At 41.5% G+C, this 18690-nt stretch carries 17 protein-coding genes; 5 read left to right on the top strand and 12 right to left on the bottom strand.

Annotation, left to right across the window (positions count from 1 at the left end):
• Positions 1–173 precede the first annotated feature (173 nt).
• Complete coding sequence (locus LPTSP_RS07990) at positions 174–1370, bottom strand: DNA methyltransferase (RefSeq protein WP_282432935.1); 1197 nt, start codon at positions 1368–1370, stop codon at positions 174–176.
• Between the two features lie 151 nt (positions 1371–1521).
• On the opposite strand from LPTSP_RS07990, the gene LPTSP_RS07995 reads away from it, so the two are divergent.
• The 3 genes from LPTSP_RS07995 to LPTSP_RS08005 all read left to right on the top strand — a co-directional run bounded on the left by LPTSP_RS07995 (position 1522) and on the right by LPTSP_RS08005 (position 5122).
• Positions 1522–2028, top strand: coding sequence for a hypothetical protein (locus tag LPTSP_RS07995; RefSeq protein WP_108928296.1), 507 nt, complete (start codon positions 1522–1524; stop codon positions 2026–2028).
• The gene (locus tag LPTSP_RS08000) at positions 2025–2885 is read left to right on the top strand and encodes a penicillin-binding transpeptidase domain-containing protein (RefSeq protein ID WP_108928297.1); all 861 of its coding nucleotides are present in this window, start codon (positions 2025–2027) and stop codon (positions 2883–2885) included. Before LPTSP_RS07995 ends, LPTSP_RS08000 begins: the two co-directional genes overlap by 4 nt.
• 77 nt (positions 2886–2962) lie before the next feature.
• On the top strand, positions 2963–5122 hold the full coding sequence (locus LPTSP_RS08005; protein ID WP_108928298.1) for a cation:proton antiporter domain-containing protein: 2160 nt from the start codon (positions 2963–2965) through the stop codon (positions 5120–5122).
• A 13-nt stretch (positions 5123–5135) separates the two neighbouring features.
• On the opposite strand, the gene LPTSP_RS08010 is transcribed toward LPTSP_RS08005, so the two are convergent.
• Genes LPTSP_RS08010 through LPTSP_RS08040 form a run of 7 tightly spaced genes read right to left on the bottom strand, consistent with a single transcriptional unit; the run spans position 5136 to position 13782 of the window.
• Positions 5136–5807 carry a response regulator gene (locus LPTSP_RS08010; protein WP_108928299.1) on the bottom strand — a complete coding sequence of 224 codons (672 nt, stop codon included), beginning with the start codon at positions 5805–5807 and terminating at the stop codon, positions 5136–5138.
• A 10-nt stretch (positions 5808–5817) separates the two neighbouring features.
• The gene (locus LPTSP_RS08015; RefSeq protein ID WP_108928300.1) at positions 5818–8493 is read right to left on the bottom strand and encodes a sensor histidine kinase; all 2676 of its coding nucleotides are present in this window, start codon (positions 8491–8493) and stop codon (positions 5818–5820) included.
• 12 nt (positions 8494–8505) lie between these two features.
• Positions 8506–9075 (bottom strand): potassium-transporting ATPase subunit KdpC, encoded by a 570-nt coding sequence (kdpC, locus tag LPTSP_RS08020; protein ID WP_108928301.1) that lies wholly within the window; start codon positions 9073–9075, stop codon positions 8506–8508.
• The gene (gene kdpB / locus LPTSP_RS08025; RefSeq protein WP_108928302.1) at positions 9072–11162 is read right to left on the bottom strand and encodes a potassium-transporting ATPase subunit KdpB; all 2091 of its coding nucleotides are present in this window, start codon (positions 11160–11162) and stop codon (positions 9072–9074) included. The genes kdpC and kdpB overlap by 4 nt, the downstream gene beginning before the upstream one ends.
• Before the next feature lie 13 nt (positions 11163–11175).
• Positions 11176–12855 carry a potassium-transporting ATPase subunit KdpA gene (gene kdpA / locus LPTSP_RS08030; protein WP_108928303.1) on the bottom strand — a complete coding sequence of 560 codons (1680 nt, stop codon included), beginning with the start codon at positions 12853–12855 and terminating at the stop codon, positions 11176–11178.
• A gap of 9 nt (positions 12856–12864) precedes the next feature.
• On the bottom strand, positions 12865–13017 hold the full coding sequence (locus tag LPTSP_RS19355) for a potassium-transporting ATPase subunit F (protein WP_369689658.1): 153 nt from the start codon (positions 13015–13017) through the stop codon (positions 12865–12867).
• A 51-nt stretch (positions 13018–13068) separates the two neighbouring features.
• On the bottom strand, positions 13069–13782 hold the full coding sequence (locus tag LPTSP_RS08040) for a nitroreductase (protein WP_108928304.1): 714 nt from the start codon (positions 13780–13782) through the stop codon (positions 13069–13071).
• Between the two features lie 106 nt (positions 13783–13888).
• Here LPTSP_RS08040 and LPTSP_RS08045 point away from each other — a divergent pair, with 106 nt between their 5' ends.
• Positions 13889–14482 carry a TetR/AcrR family transcriptional regulator gene (locus tag LPTSP_RS08045; RefSeq protein ID WP_108928305.1) on the top strand — a complete coding sequence of 198 codons (594 nt, stop codon included), beginning with the start codon at positions 13889–13891 and terminating at the stop codon, positions 14480–14482.
• A 39-nt stretch (positions 14483–14521) separates the two neighbouring features.
• Here LPTSP_RS08045 and LPTSP_RS08050 read toward each other — a convergent pair whose 3' ends face one another.
• From LPTSP_RS08050 to LPTSP_RS08065, 4 genes are all read right to left on the bottom strand, one after another.
• Entirely contained in the window at positions 14522–15058 is a 537-nt protein-coding gene (locus LPTSP_RS08050) for an LIC20153 family lipoprotein (protein WP_108928306.1), read from the bottom strand.
• A 159-nt stretch (positions 15059–15217) separates the two neighbouring features.
• Positions 15218–16261, bottom strand: a complete 1044-nt coding sequence (gene arsS, locus LPTSP_RS08055) for an arsenosugar biosynthesis radical SAM (seleno)protein ArsS (protein ID WP_108928307.1) — start codon at positions 16259–16261, stop codon at positions 15218–15220.
• A gap of 14 nt (positions 16262–16275) precedes the next feature.
• The gene (locus LPTSP_RS08060; RefSeq protein WP_108928308.1) at positions 16276–16617 is read right to left on the bottom strand and encodes an arsenosugar biosynthesis-associated peroxidase-like protein; all 342 of its coding nucleotides are present in this window, start codon (positions 16615–16617) and stop codon (positions 16276–16278) included.
• Between the two features lie 104 nt (positions 16618–16721).
• Complete coding sequence (locus tag LPTSP_RS08065) at positions 16722–17207, bottom strand: DUF4395 domain-containing protein (RefSeq protein WP_108928309.1); 486 nt, start codon at positions 17205–17207, stop codon at positions 16722–16724.
• A gap of 80 nt (positions 17208–17287) precedes the next feature.
• Between LPTSP_RS08065 and LPTSP_RS08070 the strand changes: the two genes are divergently transcribed.
• The gene (locus tag LPTSP_RS08070) at positions 17288–18661 is read left to right on the top strand and encodes an MptA/MptB family glycosyltransferase (protein WP_108928310.1); all 1374 of its coding nucleotides are present in this window, start codon (positions 17288–17290) and stop codon (positions 18659–18661) included.
• Positions 18662–18690 lie beyond the last annotated feature (29 nt).

The following is an 18690-nucleotide window of genomic DNA, read 5'->3' on the forward strand; positions in this document are numbered from 1 at the left end:
GGATTTTTGGGACAAAATACCGGTTTTTAGGAAGAAGAGACACAGAGTAATTGCGCACAGAGCCACGGAGTCGCAGAGAGATTTTTGTCGGAATTCCAACAAACGCATTTCTCCGTGTCTTTGTGCCTCTGTGTGAGAATTTTACCCTGTGCCTTTTGCTAACTCCGTGACTCTTACTTCAGGTTACGGAACACTACACAACGATTCGAATTTGTGCCCTTCTCGTTATTCGAAACATTCCAACAATTGGCAAGTTTCGTGAATTTCTGGTCGTTGATATAGGTGTTCTCCCAGACAAGACCGGTAGATTCCGCACATTTGATCACGTATTCGTCTAGGTTAAAGACAGTCTTACCTTTTCTGACTTCTCCCACTTCCATGACAACCGTTCCACCCGGTTTAACTACTCTGGAAAGTTCCGCCAAAGTCCCCTGGATGAATTCACACCAACCTGCGAGAGTTGCGAATATACTCGGTTTCTGGTCCTTCTCCAATTCAATATCTAAGAACCAATATCTAAGCCAATTGTCCTCTTCGTAGTTCACCTTATCCAAAAATGGAGGACTGGTCACGACAAGATCCACAGAATTCTCCTCTAGACCGAAAAGATCCAAAGAAGAATGGTTGGTATATCTGTTCCTAGAAGAAAACTCGTGATAAAAAGGTGTAAGAGATTCTTTCAGGTCCCTTTTCATCTTTTGCAGAATTCGAGGTTTGATCTCTCTATAATCAGGGACAACTCCCTTCTTCTCATTATTTCTTTTCTGAGCCAAAGGAGGAATAGAGATCTGAGGAAAGCTATACACTGAAAAAAATCCGTTACTATGACCATGAAGCCTGGACAATGCGGTCAGACCCAAATATTGGAGTTCAGGAGAATCCGAATCTGAAAGTATCTTTTTCAGATTCTTGATCTCTTTTAAAGTATCTTTATGATAAAAATGTAAAAGACCCTCGTCTTCCTTTTCTTCTTTAACCTTAGTGCGCAGATCCAAAGTACTAAGTGCTTTTTCCAGTTTTTCTAGAGAAGGAACAGTTTGTCTGGACTTCGCCAAGAACAAGGACATAGGACTGATATCGTTATGGATGGCAGCATAACCTTCTAAATTAGCTTGGACAGCAGTAGTCCCTCTTCCACCAAAAGGATCGAACACGATCCCTTTTCGATTCTCCAAATATTTTCCGATGAAGAAGGCTGGTAATTCAGGTTTGAACGAGGCTCTGTAACTGACCACGTAATGGATGGGATGAGACTGCCTTTGTTTGGAAGTCCAAAATTCCCCGGTGAGTATCTTTCTTTCTTTTTTTCGAACTACGCCGTTCATCCGCTCCGCCTTTTCTTTTCTCTTATTCTCGGAAGAAGAGGCGATTTTTTAGTTTTGTTTTTTTAAGGTCTTGTCGGGGACATAACGAAGGAACGGCGGAAGTGAGATCAGAAATACTTGTCTCCCTACTGAATCCAAAAATCTTAGCATTCAGATCTAGAATTTTCGGGAAGTCCGAAGTCGGACTAATAAGAGAATGAAAACCGTATCCTCCCAACTGTACGAAGAATTTTTAAAAGAGAAAAAAACGAATCGAAGATTCGAATTCGCCGGATTATATATAGGATACGGAGCTTACGTGGTAAGTTTAGGGATCGTATTCGGGCTCAAGAGAGAAAATCCACTCTTCTCAGCAATGTTCTTCTTGGGATTATTTACGAGAGCTTCGAGCCTGATGATTGGCAGAATATTCTTGGTTCCTAAAATTTTTCTCCAGCTTCTCTCCTCCAATGTTTCCGAACAGGAAGAAGCCTGGGAAATCATCCAAGCTCATAAAGAGGAGATTATAGGCAGACTCGCAGGAAATATTTTCGGTTGGAACGATTCGAGTGAACTATATTCGATGAATAGGGAAGAAATGACCGAATTCGTGCGTAAATATACTATGACCAATTGGAGAAAGATCGGAAAAATTTTCCTTATGTTCTACATTCCTCTTTTCTTATTCGTTACCTATCTTACAATCTACGCCTGGTTTGTATGAGGCAAATATTCAGTTTTTCTCTTGCGGTTCTTCTTCTTTCCTGCTCCGTAAAGACAGGAACAGACTCGCCGACCGTCCAAAAAGAAGAACTGAATCTCTCCGACAGAAAAGTCTGCCTATTCTTAGCCGAAATGGAAGAAGGTACACTTTTAAAAGTAGGAGAAGATAACTGCAAGAAGACCTCCCCTTCCATGTATGTATTCCAACCGGTGCTTGCATTGGCAGCTTTGGAACTTGGAACATTAAAAGATCCTCATGGATATTTCCCTTGGGACAAAACCAAGTTCCCTTATATCAGATGGCAGAAGGAACAGAATCTCAGGACTTCTTTGGAAAGTTCCACAGTCTGGTATTTCCAAAAGATCTGGATGGATACGGGAAATACGAAACTTAAGACCTGGTTGTCTTCTGTTGGACTTCCTACAACCGTCCCATTCGAGCCTTCTAGATCTTTTTGGATGGACGGAGGATATTCTTGGACAGCAGAAGAATTCTACTTATTCTTATGGAAACTATTCAACGGAGAATTAGGGGTCAGGAAGAAGAACCTAAACTCTGTATTAGAAGGTTTAGAAAGAAATCCAGGTGAGATCAAAAACCCAACAGGCACTCATAAATTAGACGGCAACTTTGGGAATTACTCCGGTTTCTACTCAGATTCTGCAACTGGATATGCCCATGGAAGATCAGTCTCTTGGTATTGGTTTTTTTGGAAAGGCCCGAAAAGATCTTATCTATTCTTGTCCAGAATAGAAAGCGAAGCCGAAACCTTATCTCCCTTAGAAGCTGCTAAGTTTGGTATGGAATATCTAAGAGAAAAAGGGTTTTGGGAAAAATATTTCTCTGCCTCTAACTAAGTATTATCCTTTTCTCATTCTTTCCATTTTTATAGTATGGAGGAACTCCAACATTCCGAGGGTTTCCGATTCTAAGGATGAAACGAAACGCGATTTTCTATATAACCCTATTATTGCTCTCTTTCGGGGCCTTTCTTTTCGTAGCGAAACAAGGTAAGTCATTAGAAATAGGAAAAGTTACTACCGTCGAGGCAAGTCCTTCTACCTCGGTCGAGTCCGCTGAAGATACAATAGATATTTGGAAAAAAGCGGGAGCGAAACTTTGGAAAGGTTTCCATGAACCTCTTCCGCTTCTATTATTACAAATCGGAGTCGTAATTGCCGCTACTAGAGTAATGGGTAAACTTGCAGTTCTTGTAAGACAACCATTCGTAGTCGGAGAGATACTTGCAGGTATACTCTTAGGTCCTTCTTTGTTTGGGTTATTATTCCCGGAACAGTATCAATTCTTATTTCCCAAAGTTTCTTTAAGTTCTCTACAACTATTAAGCCAGATCGGTCTGGTATTCTTCATGTTCGTGGTCGGAATGGAATTGGATCTAAAGATACTCCGAAACCAAGCGGACTCCGCGATACTGATCTCTCATGCGAGCATTCTTCTTCCATTCTTAATGGGAGCGATCTTAGCGCTTTCCATTTACAAAACATTAGCTCCTCCCGAAGTCACATTTCTTTCTTTCTCCTTATTTATGGGAATAGGAATGAGTATCACTGCCTTTCCAGTCCTTGCCCGTATCGTCCAAGAAAGAGGACTGACCAAAACAAAATTAGGGGGACTCGCACTCACCTGTGCCGCTTCAGATGATCTGACCGCATGGTGTTTACTTGCAGTAGTGATCGCTCTTGTGCAAGCAGGAGGGCTTTTAGCTGCGTTATTCACCATAATCCTTGCGATCATTTACGTTATTATAATGTGGAAAATAGTCCAGCCAGCAATGCATAGAGCCGGAGGGATCTTCACAAACAGAGAAGCATTCACCAAAATGGCGGTGGCATTGTTCCTACTTTTCCCGATCGCGTCTGCCTGGATCACAGAATCCATCGGTATACACGCATTGTTTGGAGCGTTTTTAGCCGGGGTTGTTATGCCTGACAAACCCAAGCTTAGGACACTTTTAGCGGAAAAGGTAGAAGACTTAAGTACTGCGATCTTTCTTCCATTATTTTTCGCGTTAACCGGAATCAGGACTCAGATCGGTCTATTGAACCAAGGAAACTTGTGGTTCGATTTTGCAATGGTCCTTATAGTCGCCATCGTAGGAAAATTTGCGGGAAGTACAATCGCTGCGAAAGCGTCCGGAAACAACTGGAAAGATTCATTATCCTTGGGTGCACTCATGAACACCAGAGGACTCATGGAATTGATCGTCCTCAATATAGGCTACGATATCGGAGTATTGTCTTCTCAAATCTTCTCCATGATGGTTCTTATGGCATTGGTCACAACATACATGACCGGACCAAGCTTGAATCTTATTGAAAAAATCTTTGCGGTAGTCAAAGACAAAAGAGAAGAAGGTATACTGCTCGCATTCGCATTACATTCCAGAGGTGTGGATCTATTAAGACTCGCTTCCGGATTATTCCAAAATGGGAACAAAACGAAAGAAGTTACAGCGCTCCATCTTACACCAGATGCATGGATCTCCGGGAAAACCGCTCAAAAGTATGAGAAAAAAAGTTTCGAACCTCTATTCAAACTTTCTAAAGAACTTGGAATCAAGCTCAAAACGCTATATAAACCTTCCGACAACGTCACAAGAGATATACTAAAAACGATCCAATCAGGAAATTATAATATATTCCTGACCGGAGGCGCCAAATCCTTATTCAGCGACGATGTACTAGGAGGAAAGATCAGAACACTTCTGTCCGAATCCGAAACGAACGCAGGGATACTGGTTGCAGAAAAATTAAAAGAATTAGATCGTTTTATCTTAGCAGTTTACTCAGATAAGGATGTAAAACTACTAGGTTTCGCTCTCACCATGGCAAAGAAGATAGGAGCTAAACTTTCTATCTGGGACCCGAGAGGTAAAGTTCCTCAATTCTCCCAAAAAGAAAGAAATCTTCTGAAAAAAGAAAGGATCACTATCTTAAAGGGAGAAAATCCTCAGGTTCTTTCCGAAGCGGACCTAGTGATCTGCGATCTGGAAACCTGGGAAGAAGAGACCGAGTTTAGGAACTGGGAACTCTCGGACGGTTCCGGACTTTTCTTAGTCCGCTATAAAGAATAATATTATAAAAACATTAAGAGTCAGTCTTTAAGAAGTATCCTACTCCGGGTTCTGTGATCAAAATTTCAGGATTACCGGGATCTCTTTCTATTTTTTTACGGATCTGATTTACATACACTCTTAAGTAACCGGATTCTGCCATTTGGTTCGGACCCCAGAGTTCCTTTAAGATCTGGGTTTGGGTTACGATCTTTCCAGGATAAGTCGCAAGTAATTTTAGAAAAGAATACTCTGTAGGTGTCAGTCGGACTTCTTTTCCTTCTTTCAAAACTTTTCTAGTCCCAAAATCCAATTCCAAAAGCCCAATCTTTACTTTAACATCCGTTTTCTCGGGAGAAGAATGTCTCAATAATACTCTGATCCTTGCAAGCAACTCCCCAACGCCGAAAGGTTTGGTGAGATAGTCGTCCGCTCCACTATCGAGCAAAAAGATCTTATCCTTTTCCGAATCTCTAACACTTAAAACTAATACTGGGATCTTTGAACCTGACTCCCTGATCTTTTTTAGGAATTCTTCTCCTCCCTTTTCTGGCAACCCCAGATCTAAGACGATAGAATCAGGGCGAACCATATAAACTTTTGATAAAGCATCATCGACGGAGACTGCTTCTTCCACCTTGTATCCTTCTTTTTCGAGCGCAACCCGAAGCAATCGACGGATCTGGATCTCATCGTCTACGATCATGATGATTGGACTAGCCAATAGAATCCTCCAGAGGTGGGAAAGTTAGCACAGGGATTCGAATAAGAAATCTAGCTCCTCCTTCTTGTCGATTTTCCGCCCAGATCTTTCCACCTTGCGCTTCTACAAGTCCCTTGCAGATAGAAAGCCCGAGACCTGTTCCTTGCATAGAACCCGAAACTTTGGTGAATTTTTCAAAAATTTTACCTTCTTGTCCTACAGGAATTCCAGGTCCATTATCCTCTACCGTTAATAGAAGATGATCCTTAGGAACACTTGCTCTTACTATAACTGTGCTATTCGTTTCAGTATGCAAAAATGCATTTTGTAATAGATGGATTAAAACCTGGATCATCAATCTTCTGTCCATTCTGACAAGAGGCATACTTTCATCCGATTGAACTAATAATATATGCTCTCCCTTTTCATGTTCTGCGATTCGGACCGTTTCATTTACCAAATCCACAGGATCTTCCCATTGTAGATCCAACATCAATCTTCCGGATTCTAACCTAGACATATCCAGTAGATCTCCAACTAACCTGTCCAATTTTTTGTAAGCGATCCGGATCTCTGAGAATAAATTGGATCTCTCCTTTTCATCTTTGCCATCCCCTGATTCTAATAGATCCAAGGAAGCGCGAATAACGGTCAAGGGAGTCCGAAAATCATGGCTGACCGAATTAAATAATGCTGAGTAAAATTTTTCAGATTCTTCTACTACTTTAGCGTTTGCACGAATTCCAAGTAATTGTATCCGCTCTAATGCCAAAGCGATCTGGTTCAGCATTGAAAATAAAAGACTCTCTTCTTCTAATTCCAAACTTTCCTTATGTTCTCTATCTAAACCTACAACTCCAAAACAACCTCCTGGAGTAAGTAACGGAAGATACAAACCTTTAGACAAAGGAACGGTATCGGTATCTTTCCCGGAAGGCTTTCTATTTTGGAAGGTCCAAGCGGCCAAGGCGGATTCTTTCATATCCGGTTTAAAACCGCTTTTAGGATGAGGTGTGCGAGAAAGTAAAGAATCCTGATCCGTAAGTAAGATCAAAACGGAAGATCTAAATGTATCTCCTATCGTTTCCACCGCAACTGACACAATCTCGTCTAAACTATGAGTTTTTGATAATGCTACTGAAAGTCTATATAGACCGGAGAGAGCTTCCTCTCCAGTTTGTAAGGCTTCTTCTCTGTCTCTTAATCTTGTTGTAAGAGCGCCCAAAACCATGGCCAATACAAAGTAAGTCCCGAACATCATCCAATCTTCTACTTTATCTATATAGAACGTGAATTTGGGAGGAATAAATAGAAAGTTCCAAAACATCGCGCTCAAAGAAGCAGTGACTAGAACAGGTCCTCTGCCTGCAAACAGAGCCACAAACATTATAAAAAACAGATATACTAATCCAATAGACCAATAACCTGCAAAAATATTCAGCAAAAGATTGAAGGAAGTAATCCCGAGTAACGCCAAAAAGGAAAGAAAATACTGGATTGGCTTCGATCTTGTTCCTTTCGTAAAAAATCCAAATCGGATCTTAGGACTCTCCTTTGTAATTTCCGTCGGAGCGAGAAGTATCTGAAAATCGCCGGATTGTTCGCTTAGTTTATCAACAAAGGAGCCTCCTCTTAAGGTCCTGAAAAGTTTACTCTTGCCGCTTCTTCCTATAACAACATGAGTTGCCTTAGTTCGATTGATTGCTCTTACAATACCGAGAACAGGATCTCTGTCAGAAATGTTCAGTATCTCCGCACCTAATTCTCTTGCAAGACCCAAGTTTTGTCTTAAGAGGTCCTTCTGATCCGATGATAAAACCTCCCCATTGTCTACATGCACCGCCACCCAAGGACATTTTAATCCGAAAGAAATTCGTTTCGCATAACGTATCAGATTGGCAGCCTGGGAAGAAGAAGATACAGCCACTAAAATTTTGTCCGAAAGTTTGGAATCCTTAGTCGGTTCCAAACGAGAAAGTTCCCTATCTACCAATTTGGAGGTAAAATTTAGAGAAAGTTCCCTAAGAGCCGTTAGATTCGGGATCTTAAAGAAAGAATGTAAAGCCTGGGGAACCTTATCGGAAGGGTAAATTTTTCCTTCTTTCAAACGTTTGATTAGATCGTCCGGGACTAGATCGATCAATTCTACTTCATCAGCAATTTCTAAAATGGAATCGGGAACCCTCTCTGAAACAGGAGCACCCGATATTTCCTCCACGATACCTGCCCTACTTTCCAAATGTTGCACATTCAAAGTAGAATAAACATTTATACCTTGATCCAAAATTTCCAGAACGTCTTGGTATCTTTTAGGATGCCTGGAACCTGGAACATTTGTATGAGCAAGCTCATCTATCAAAACAAGATCCGGCTTTTTTTCCAGAATGGCATCTATATCCATTTCCTCCAGATCCACAGACTTGTATTTGGACCTTTTCCGAGGAATGACAGGAAGGCCTTCTGCCTGGACTTCGGTTTCTTTTCTATTATGAGTTTCTAAGTAACCGATCCAGACGTCTATTCCTTCCGACTTTGCTTTTTGAGCGTCTCGTAACATCTCGAAAGTTTTGCCTACGCCTGCGGCCATCCCGAAGAAAATTTTCAATTTCCCTCTACTTTTAGTCTCCTCTCCTCCGATCCGAGAAAGTAACTCGTCCGGATCCGGCCTATTTTCTTCCGTAGGTCTCACTCTATAAATACTTTATTTTTTTAGAATATTCTCTTCTAAGTAAATAGATCTTAACTTCAGGTTCAATTTCAAAATATTGATCTTAAAAGAACCGAATAGTCCCCATTCAGGAGGTTCTATAGATCCTTCTACCAATCCACCTAATTTCTCCTCTGAAATTCCTTTTACCTTTGCCACCAAAGGGATCTGATATTTCACAGCCTCCGGACTCAAATGTGGATCCAGCCCACTTCCGGAGGAATACAAAAGTTCGGAAGGCACAAGTTCAGCTCCGCCTCTTGCAATCCAGTAAGCTCTTCTTTCCTCCACTTTTTTAGAAAGCAGAACGCTAGTAGGTCCAAGATTAGAACCACCGGAAGAAGAAGAGTCATAACCGATCGCAGAAGGTCTGGAATGAAAATATTCCGGAGAATCAAAAGACTGCGCAATCAATTCAGAACCGAGTATCTTTCCATCAAATTCAACCAAGGAGCCTGAACTTGCTTTAGGAAAAGCGAATTTAGCAAATCCATATACAATAGCTGGATAAAAGATCCCACAAATAAAAGTCCAAAGTCCGAACTGCAAAATCGCGCGTATCATCCGAATACTCCTTTAGTAAAACTTAAAACCAGATCTATCCCTTTGATCCCGAAAAAAGGAAGAATGAGTCCACCAAATCCATAGATAAATACATTTCGAGCCAAAACGGAATCCGCACCTGCAGGCCTATAACTCACACCCTTTAATGCAAGAGGAACTAAAAACACCATGATCAAGGCATTAAAGATGACGGCGCTTAAAACTGCAGATTCAGGACTTGCAAAACCTAGAATATTCAAAACAGATAAAGCACCTATTCCACCTATTGGAAATAAACCTGCAAACATAGCTGGCAAGATCACAAAATATTTAGATACATCGTTTGCGATGCTGAAAGTTGTCAAAGAACCCCTTGTCATCAAGAGTTGTTTTCCAATCTCCACGATCTCTATAAGTTTAGTTGGATTACTATCCAGATCGATCATATTTCCCGCTTCTCTCGCGGTTTGGGTGCCTGTATTCATCGCAACACCCACATCTGCTTGCGCTAAGGCAGGTGCATCGTTTGTTCCGTCCCCTATCATAGCCACGAGTTTTCCGCCAGTCTGTTCTTCACGGATACGTTTTAGTTTTGTTTCGGGTGTCGCTTCTGCTATAAAGTCGTCCACTCCCGCTTCCGCAGCAATTGCTGCAGCAGTCAGAGGATTGTCTCCAGTGATCATCACTGTTCTGATCCCCATTTGCCTGAGCCTTGCAAATCTTTCCTTGATCCCACCTTTTACTATATCTTTTAGATGAATGACCCCCAAAATTTCTCTACCTTCAGAAACAACTAAAGGAGTTCCTCCTTCCCTCGCAATCTCATCTACAATATCCAAAATCTCTTTCGGATACTCCCCACCTAAACCCGTAATATGATTTCGAATAGATTCTGAAGCTCCTTTTCGGATCATAGGTCTTGTTTTCCCTTCCGAGTCTGGCTCAAAGTCTACACCGCTCATTTTACTTTTAGCGGTGAATGGAACAAATTTCCCACCTAACTCGGCTAAGTTCCTTCCTCTCAGATCGAATTTTTCTTTTGCTAAGACTACGATGGATCTCCCTTCCGGTGTTTCGTCTGAAAGAGATGCAAGTTGTGCTGCATCTGCTAAATCCTTTTCTGAAATTCCTGGAGCAGGAACAAATCTGGTGGCCATTCTATTCCCCAAAGTGATGGTCCCTGTTTTGTCCAATAAAAGGACGTCTATATCTCCCGCAGCTTCGATCGCTCGACCGGACTTAGCGATTACGTTCCTTCTCATGAGTCTATCCATACCACTGATACCAATCGCGGATAACAATCCGCCAATTGTAGTAGGGATCAAACATACCAAAAGACCAACTAACGCAGGAAAAGAACCTGCGAGTCCCAAATCCCCCCCTCCTTCTTTTTGGCTGTAGAATACAGCAGGAACGAGTGACGTAATCGCCACCAAAAACACCAAAGATAATGCGGAAAGAAGAATGGATAGTGCAATCTCGTTCGGAGTCTTTTGTCTAGAAGCTCCTTCTACAAGAGAGATCATTTTATCTATAAAAGTTTTTCCGGGATCCGTAGTGATCTGAACTACGATTCGATCGCTTAAAACTTTCGTGCCTCCAGTGACAGCGGACCTATCTCCTCCGGATTCTCGGATCACTGGAGCAGATTCTCCGGTAATTGCGGATTCGTCGACTGAGGCGATACCTTCTACGACCTCACCATCGCCAGGGATCAGATCACCCGATTGGCAAACTACCTTGTCTCCCGTTCTTAACTCGGAAGAAGGAACTATAAGTACGGAACTCCCACTTAATTTATTCGCCTTGGATTCCTTTCTCGTTTTTTTCAAGGACTCTGCCTTTGCTTTCCCCCTGCCTTCCGCCAATGCTTCTGCAAAATTAGCGAATAAAACTGTAGCCCATAACCAAATTGAGATCTGTAAACCGAAACCTAAATTTACAGGATGAAATATAATATCATAAGAGCTTAATATTGCTCCTATATACACTATAAACATTACAGGATTTTTCCATTGGACCCTAGGATCCAATTTTATGAAAGAATCTAGAATTGCTTTGAATACCGACTTTGGATCCTGGAAAAAAGAAGACTTTTTGTTTTTCATAAAATCCTAAACCTTAAAATTTCGAACCGGAATGCAAAAGAATATGCTCACTTCCGGGTCCTAAAACCAAAACAGGCAGGAATGTTAGAGCTCCTACCAAGAAGATCACGGAAAGAAGAAGTAACACAAACAAAGGACTTTCTGTTGAGAATGTACCTTCTCCCTTTGGAGCGATCTTTTTGCCGAATAAGGCTCCGCCGAGCCCCAAAGCAGGAATGATCACCGCAAATCTTCCCACCAACATGCAAAAAGAAAGGGATAAATTGTAAAATGGAGTATTCACATTCAAACCTGCAAATGCAGATCCGTTGTTTCCGGAAGCGGAAGCGAATGCGTATAAAATTTCTGTCAGACCATGAGGTCCCGAATTCGTTCTGGAAGAAAGAGCAGATTCATGTAGAAGTGAAAATGCAGTGAATAAAAGAATACAAAGCCCAGGGACCAAAACTCCCATAAGGGCAAGTTTTACTTCTTTTGATTCTATCTTCTTTCCTAAATATTCGGGAGTTCTTCCTACCATGAGTCCTGCGATAAATACGGTAAGAACCACATAGAATAACATTCCGATAAGCCCGACACCCACTCCTCCGAATACAACTTCTCCCAGAAGAATATTCCAAACTGCTAACCCTCCCGCAAGAGGAGAAAAACTGTCATGCATCGCATTTACAGAACCGTTAGAAGCTGCCGTAGTTGCCATTCCCCAAAGAACACTTTGGGCCACTCCGAATCTGGTCTCTTTTCCTTCCCAATTTCCGGCAAAGAGACCTTCTGACCAAAGAGATATGGAAAGACTTAGGAAAAAGAGAAGAGTCATTCCAAAAAAGATAGAAAGACCTGCCTTCCAGGAGCCAACCCATCTTCCATAAGCAAAAGGTAATGCACCCGGAAGAAGTAGGATCAAAATACATTGCAACCAACTAGAAAAAACAGTAGGGTTCTCGAAAGGATGGGCGGAGTTTACACCGAAAAATCCGCCGCCGTTCGTTCCCAATTGTTTGATCGCAATCTGAGAAGCGGCAGGCCCGAGAGGGATCTTTACGGAATGGCCTTCGATCCCAATTGAGTCCACGTATTTGGAAAAATCCATGACCACACCTTGGGAAACTAAAACGAACGCTACTAAGATGGAAATCGGTAAAAGAATATATAATATACTTCTGGTTAGATCTATATAAAAGTTCCCTATCCCGGAAGAATCATTTGGCTTAGAGATCATTCCCCTTGCCATGGCTGCTAATACTGCGATTCCTGTCCCGGCACTCACAAAATTCTGCACTCCTAAGAGTAACATCTGGCTTAAGTAAGAGAGAGAAACTTCTCCAGAATATGCCTGCCAATTCGTGTTCGTAACAAAACTAACCGACGTATTCCACGCCAGGTCCCAAGCTACTCCAGATTTACCTTCCGGATTTCCAGGAAGAAGGTCTTGAAAATGAAGGCCAAGCACAACCAGGGACAAACTTAATAGTGTAAAAATCCCAATATCGAATAGATACACTTTCCAATCCGAGTTCTGATCTTCCTTGATCCCCGAAATCTTATATAGAAATGATTCGAATTTAGAAAGGAAGGTAAACCGTTTGGAAATTTCTCCCTTGAGGACCTCTGCTATATAAATTCCTAAAAAGGGAGAAAGAAGAAATAAAACCGTAAAGTATAAAAAGAAGAAGATCGAGTCGTTTCCGTTCATTCCGATCTCCTAAAATTTTTCCGGTTTTAAAATGGAGAAGGATAGATAACCGCATAACGCTATTACTAAAACGATTAGAAATGTATAAGACAAGAATTCCTCCCAGGCGGAAATTTTTCCGTCTATTCCCAAAAACCTAACCGGTTTTTTGGAATTCGTCAATGCGAACCCGCATGAGAGGAACTGTTAAACGCGTTAATTTTGCGTTAAGATCTAGGTGTAGAATTTTACCAAGTCGGAAACTTCTTCCCTGGGAGTATGAAATTTATTTAATACGGAGTCCGGTTTAGGGTATCCTAAACTTAAACCGCAGACTACTTTTTCGGATTCCGCCAGACCAAGTTCTTTTCTGACCACTTCTGGAAAGGCGGAAAGTGCCGCCTGAGGGACCGTCCCAAGCCCATAACTTCGGGCAAGAAGCATAATAGTGTTCAGAAAGCAGCCAATGTCCAATGCGATATAAAAATTGAGTTCGAATTCCGTAGTGATGAATACAGCCGTAGGAGCTCCAAAAAACTCGAAGTTCCTAAGCATGAACTTATCCCTCGCTTCCTTATCCTTTCTTTCGATCCCGGCAGCACCATAAATCTTCATACCAAGATCGAACATCCTACGCTTAGCATCCGCAGGAAAACCTGTGGGCCAAATCGTATCAGGCACAGGCGTTTCTGATTGTTTTGCCCTTTCTTGTAGGAGCTCCGCCATCCTATCCCGTTTCGCTCCACTTACTACATGCACCTTCCAAGGTTGGCTGTTTTTCCAGCTCGGGGCCCGAAGAGACTTAGAGAATAATTCCTTTAAGACAGAATCTTCTACAGGTTTGGAAAGATAGTCCCTGATGCTATGGCGGGTTAAAATCGCTTCTTCCACACTGGAAGCAATTCCTGAAATATCAATGGATTCGGTTTCTGAAGATAAAGAAGACATATAGACCTCCGATTTAGACTTGCATTTTAAGAAATTTCGGGCTTTCTGGAATAAGAAGGTTCCGAACAGACAAGTCTGTCTGTTATTCGATCTCAGGAAGAAAAAAATGTCAACCAAAGAAAAAGGGGTAAAAGATAGGATTTTGGAAACCGCAGTCAGGCTTTTCCAAACCCAAGGTTATGGAAATACAGGGATCAACCAGATCATCCAAGAATCCCAGACTGCCAAAGCCAGCTTTTACGATTACTACCCTTCCAAAGACCTATTAGGAAAGGCATACATAGAATTTTACGGAAAAGAACAACTTGTCCTATTAGAAAAACTGCAATCCAGATCAGAGAATGCTCGGGACTTTATAGAAGCATGGACCCATATACTCAGAAGACAGACCAGAAATAGTGAATTCGCAGGTTGTCCTATGGCAAACACCGCCGCACAAATTGCGTCCACCTCACCTTCTATCTCCGAAGAAGTCAAAAAATTGGCCCTGAGAACAGTGGACTTGCTATCCGTCTATTTAAAGGAAATGCAGAAGAAGGGACAGATCCCTAAGAATGCGGACACACAATCCTTAGCACGAAAGATATTCGCATCTTACGAAGGAGTATTGCAGATCTGGAAACTGACCGGAAAAATTTCCGCGTTAGACGATTTGCCTGAGATGGTAGAAGCGATTATTAAAAGTTCGGGGAAGAAGTGAAAGACCTGGCAGAATTCCCACCAGGTCCAGAAAGAGTGGTTAGTTTGAATATGTTACAGTAGTTGCAATCTCAGAAGTTCCTACGATGTAAAGTAGGAAATAATAAGACCCTGCTACTGTATTAGTCCAAGTATATGGTCCAGGAGTCGCATCACCAAAAGTAGTACTACTGAAAGCATCAAATCCGTTAATGATCGCACTTTCAGCAAGAGGACAATCAGTTGCTTCGTATACGGTAGCTTCTCCGGAAGCTTGTGGGTTTTCCACAACATCTGCTCCGTTAAAAACCACTGTATCACCGGATTGAGCTCCTAAAATTTCTACGATCGCAATCGGGTGATTTACGAATGGAATTCTTCCCCAAGTTACCGTAGTAGCTCCGCCACCTTTAGTAGTTCGAGTACGATTCACACCGATAGCAGCCTTACCAGGGAAATCTACTAAACAGTCTCCCCCTCCACTCAAAGCGCTGATGATTGCCAAATTGTTTAGGTCGTCACCATCATCTTTTTTACAATCAACGAAAGAAGCCGAGAGTAAAAGCACCAATAATAGCCAGATAGCTTTTTGTTTCATTTGAGTTTGTCTCCACAGAACAGTCGTTCCTAATACCCGTTTTTCAAGAATAGGTCTGAGTTTCAATCTCAATAAATATATAAAATCGAAAATTGATATATAATTCTGCCAATCTGACGCAATAATTTGATAAAAAGACAGGTTTCCTACATTTTTTTCTTAGGTGATGGAACCTGCGCAGGAAGAGCCTGCCCCCGCAGTGCATCCATAACAATGTTGGTGTAATAAGATCTCTCTGGAATCCAGTATGGATTTGTTGAATTCTGAAATTTTACTTACCTTACCTTCCAACTTCATATCCAACATTTGGTTAAAATCGCAATCATATAGACTTCCATCCCAACCGACACTTAACGTATTACGGCACATAACGCCTGTTGCGGCCACAGGATTGAAAGCAGTTACCAGTTTTTCCAAGTACGCGTCTATATTTCCGTTTTCGAGTAAGGACTCCAAGAAACGGCTGATAGGCATATTAGTAATAGCAAATAAGGAATTGAATTGAACATCATAGGCCTGTTTTAATTCCTTTTTGAAATCGTTTTCCAAAGTGGATTGCCCTCCTGCAAGAAATGCTCCTACAGGATTATAAACCAAATTTAATACAAGTCCCGAATCAGGAATGCCGTATCCGAGAGAATTCAATTTTTTTAATGCTTCAATGGAGCGATCGAATACTCCTTCTCCTCTTTGAGCGTCCGTTCTTCTTTTTTGGAAAAAAGGAAGGCTAGAAACCACTTCTACCTTGTGTTCTGCGAAAAATTCAGGAAGGTCCCGATACTTTTCTCCTGCAAGAAGAATGGTAAGATTGCAGCGGATCATGATCTTCTTCCTTAATTTGGAAGCTTCTTCTACAAGCCATCTGAAATTAGGGTTCATCTCAGGTGCGCCTCCAGTGATATCCAATGTAGTCACGCCTGGGGTAGCTAAGGCAACCAGACATTCCTGCATGGTTTCCTTGCTCATGGTCTCTCTGCGATCCGGACCGGCATCCACATGACAATGTTTGCAAGTTTGATTACAGAGTTTTCCCACGTTCAATTGTAGTATGTCCACCCCTGTAGGGCGCAAAGGATAGAGTCCCGCTTCTTTTAACTTATCCGAAAAACTAGGCAAAGCTAGTTTTTCGGAAACTTCCGTAAGAATTTTCAATTGTTCTTTGGAAGAAGCGAGTTCGCTCCCTCTGGCTAATAGGGATTTCATACTTAATAAACTCCTTATACCCCGAGTTCTTTCACTTTGTTAAGTGCTTGCACGCTATGAACTAGGGTTGATCCACTGCGAATGGCTGCGCCTACATGGATTGCTTCCCACATTTGTTCCTCTGTCGCGCCTTTTTCTAACGTGTCTGTGGTGTATGCATCGATACAATAAGGGCATTGTACTACATGCGCAACTGCAAGTGCGATCAATGATTTTTCCTTAGCGGATAAGGCTCCATCCGCAAAGACTGCTCCATAATAGTCGAAGAATTTTTTTGCGAGATCAGGCTCGAACTCTCCGATATTCCCGAATTTTTTTAGATCTTCCGGTTTGTAATAAGTTGTTTCCTGTGCCACGAAAGGCCTCCGTCGTTTTTATTTATTTTTCGCATTCAAAAAGAAGAATATAATATTATTCTAAAAAATAAAAACGCCCTGCTCGATCGTGGAAAGCTTTGGAGTTATTTTTTAACGACGAATTGTAGGTTATTGCACTTCTCGCAGACTTCTTCCGGGATCCATCCCCATTTTATCAGAAATCCGAACACAAAACAACCCGCACAGAATCCTAAAATGGACTCTAAACTTGCAAAAAGGACCAGAACCCCAAGCACTGCTTGGAAGGCAAAAACCTGTCCGAAGTACAAGAGCGCAAATGCTGTTCCACTGAAGATCGCTCCTACCAATTGAGCGAATCTTTTAGGAGGACCAGCCACTATCTTAGATCCAAGACCGAGTAACGGTACGATCCCATGGATGGCAAGTTTTGCAAATAGTGAAAACTTAGGTCCGTATAATACTCTGGCCGAAAATCCGTAGAAAAGTGCTCCTACTAACCAAAGCGATTGCGTAATTATTGCGGCCAAACTTAAAATGACAACCAGGCCCGCAACGGTCCTTGCCGCATACTCATTAACAGTGTCTGGAAAACTACCGATTCGAATCATTTTTTCTTGCTCAATGCCTTTTCGCCTAGTTAGACTTTGATTCCTGGGAATTCAAGAATATTTTCGCTATATTGGATGAAATGATTAATATACTAATACGGAGTGCAAATAATTGGCGAGAAAATGTAGGCGCTTCTACAATTCTTTTCTTTTGGGCATTCCCACTCGCAGTGTTTCCCATATTCTTCGGAAGAAGTGATACCTGGCAACTTTGCGGAGCGTTCTTCTTTAGCCTCAGCCTCTACTTTCTATTTCTAAAATTCTTTTCAGAAGGAAAAGCGAAGATAGGCATCTGGGCCGGGATCTTACTCAGGATTTGGTTCCTATTCACACCCGTATTTTTATCGGATGATACATTTCGTTTTTTATGGGATGGGCTTTTGGTTTCGGAAGGTCTGTCCCCTTATTCCGAACTTCCCATCCATGTGAATTTGGGATTAGACCAAGGTTTGGAGAAGGAACTGGTCTCCAAAATGAATTCTCCCAAGTATTATTCGGTTTATCCTCCCCTTCTGCAGATCCTGTTTTTAGTTCCTGTATTTTTCTTAAAAAGAGGACTTTCCGTTTTCTGGGCGATCTCCATCTGGAAAGGAATTTTAATTTTATTTGAATTAGGAATTCTTTATATATTTTTAAAAAGAAAAAAAGGAGAAGGATCCGGAAATTTTCTGAAATACTGGCTCCATCCACTTGTACTATGGGAAGGGATCGGGAACGGTCATCCGGAGCCGATCTTATTTTTCTTCTTATTTTTAGGAATACTCTCCTGGGAAAAAGGAAAAATCATAGAAGCATTCCTATTTTATCTGGCTTCCATCCTGACCAAAATACTTCCTTTATTAGCACTCCCTTTTTTGTTCTTTTATTGGTGTAGAAGGTCCACTATTCGTAAAGTTCTGCTCTTCTTCGGCGGATGCTTTCTAATTTTAGGATCTGCACTCATTTGGTTCTTACTCTCAGAGACAGGAGAAAAAATTTTAGAAGAACATTGGAAAAAAGGAATTGGAGTCTATTTTACATTATTCGAATTCCATGGAGGATTATATTATCTTCTGAAAAATCTGATCCGTCTTACTTGGTATCCATATTCCACAGGGATCGTACTCGGGATCTTTAGTATTTTCGCGATCTGCTTTTATTCTTTTAGAATTTCTAAAACCGAAACAAACTATAAGACGGTTTTTCTTCTGACCGTATGGATCCATTTATGCGGAATTTATTATTTCTTTTCCAGCACTATACATCCTTGGTATTTTCTTCCTATCTTAGCATCCTCAGTATTTACAAAAACGATTTGGCCCTCGGTCGCTTCTGGGATCTGGATCTTATCATATTCTACGTATTCTTCTTTTCCTTTTTATGATAAGACTTGGGCTCTGGTCTTGGAACATTTCCTTGTATTTGGGACCTTCTTCTTGGAAAATTTTCTCTTGCTTAAAGACAGAAGAAGATAAAATTACTTCGAAAGTTTTCATCTATACCT

Origin of the sequence: Leptospira johnsonii (assembly GCF_003112675.1) — a bacterium.
Lineage (GTDB): Bacteria > Spirochaetota > Leptospiria > Leptospirales > Leptospiraceae > Leptospira_B > Leptospira_B johnsonii.

What these genes read in the sequence shown, in the direction of transcription:
- LPTSP_RS07995 (WP_108928296.1), top strand. Translation starts at nt 1,522, where the DNA reads ATGAAAACCGTATCCTCCCAACTGTACGAAGAATTTTTAAAAGAGAAA.
- LPTSP_RS08000 (WP_108928297.1), top strand. Translation starts at nt 2,025, where the DNA reads ATGAGGCAAATATTCAGTTTTTCTCTTGCGGTTCTTCTTCTTTCCTGC.
- LPTSP_RS08005 (WP_108928298.1), top strand. Translation starts at nt 2,963, where the DNA reads ATGAAACGAAACGCGATTTTCTATATAACCCTATTATTGCTCTCTTTC.
- LPTSP_RS08010 (WP_108928299.1), bottom strand. Translation starts at nt 5,807, where the DNA reads ATGATCGTAGACGATGAGATCCAGATCCGTCGATTGCTTCGGGTTGCG.
- kdpC (WP_108928301.1), bottom strand. Translation starts at nt 9,075, where the DNA reads ATGATACGCGCGATTTTGCAGTTCGGACTTTGGACTTTTATTTGTGGG.
- kdpB (WP_108928302.1), bottom strand. Translation starts at nt 11,162, where the DNA reads ATGAAAAACAAAAAGTCTTCTTTTTTCCAGGATCCAAAGTCGGTATTC.
- kdpA (WP_108928303.1), bottom strand. Translation starts at nt 12,855, where the DNA reads ATGAACGGAAACGACTCGATCTTCTTCTTTTTATACTTTACGGTTTTA.
- LPTSP_RS08040 (WP_108928304.1), bottom strand. Translation starts at nt 13,782, where the DNA reads ATGTCTTCTTTATCTTCAGAAACCGAATCCATTGATATTTCAGGAATT.
- LPTSP_RS08045 (WP_108928305.1), top strand. Translation starts at nt 13,889, where the DNA reads ATGTCAACCAAAGAAAAAGGGGTAAAAGATAGGATTTTGGAAACCGCA.
- LPTSP_RS08050 (WP_108928306.1), bottom strand. Translation starts at nt 15,058, where the DNA reads ATGAAACAAAAAGCTATCTGGCTATTATTGGTGCTTTTACTCTCGGCT.
- arsS (WP_108928307.1), bottom strand. Translation starts at nt 16,261, where the DNA reads ATGAAATCCCTATTAGCCAGAGGGAGCGAACTCGCTTCTTCCAAAGAA.
- LPTSP_RS08065 (WP_108928309.1), bottom strand. Translation starts at nt 17,207, where the DNA reads ATGATTCGAATCGGTAGTTTTCCAGACACTGTTAATGAGTATGCGGCA.
- LPTSP_RS08070 (WP_108928310.1), top strand. Translation starts at nt 17,288, where the DNA reads ATGATTAATATACTAATACGGAGTGCAAATAATTGGCGAGAAAATGTA.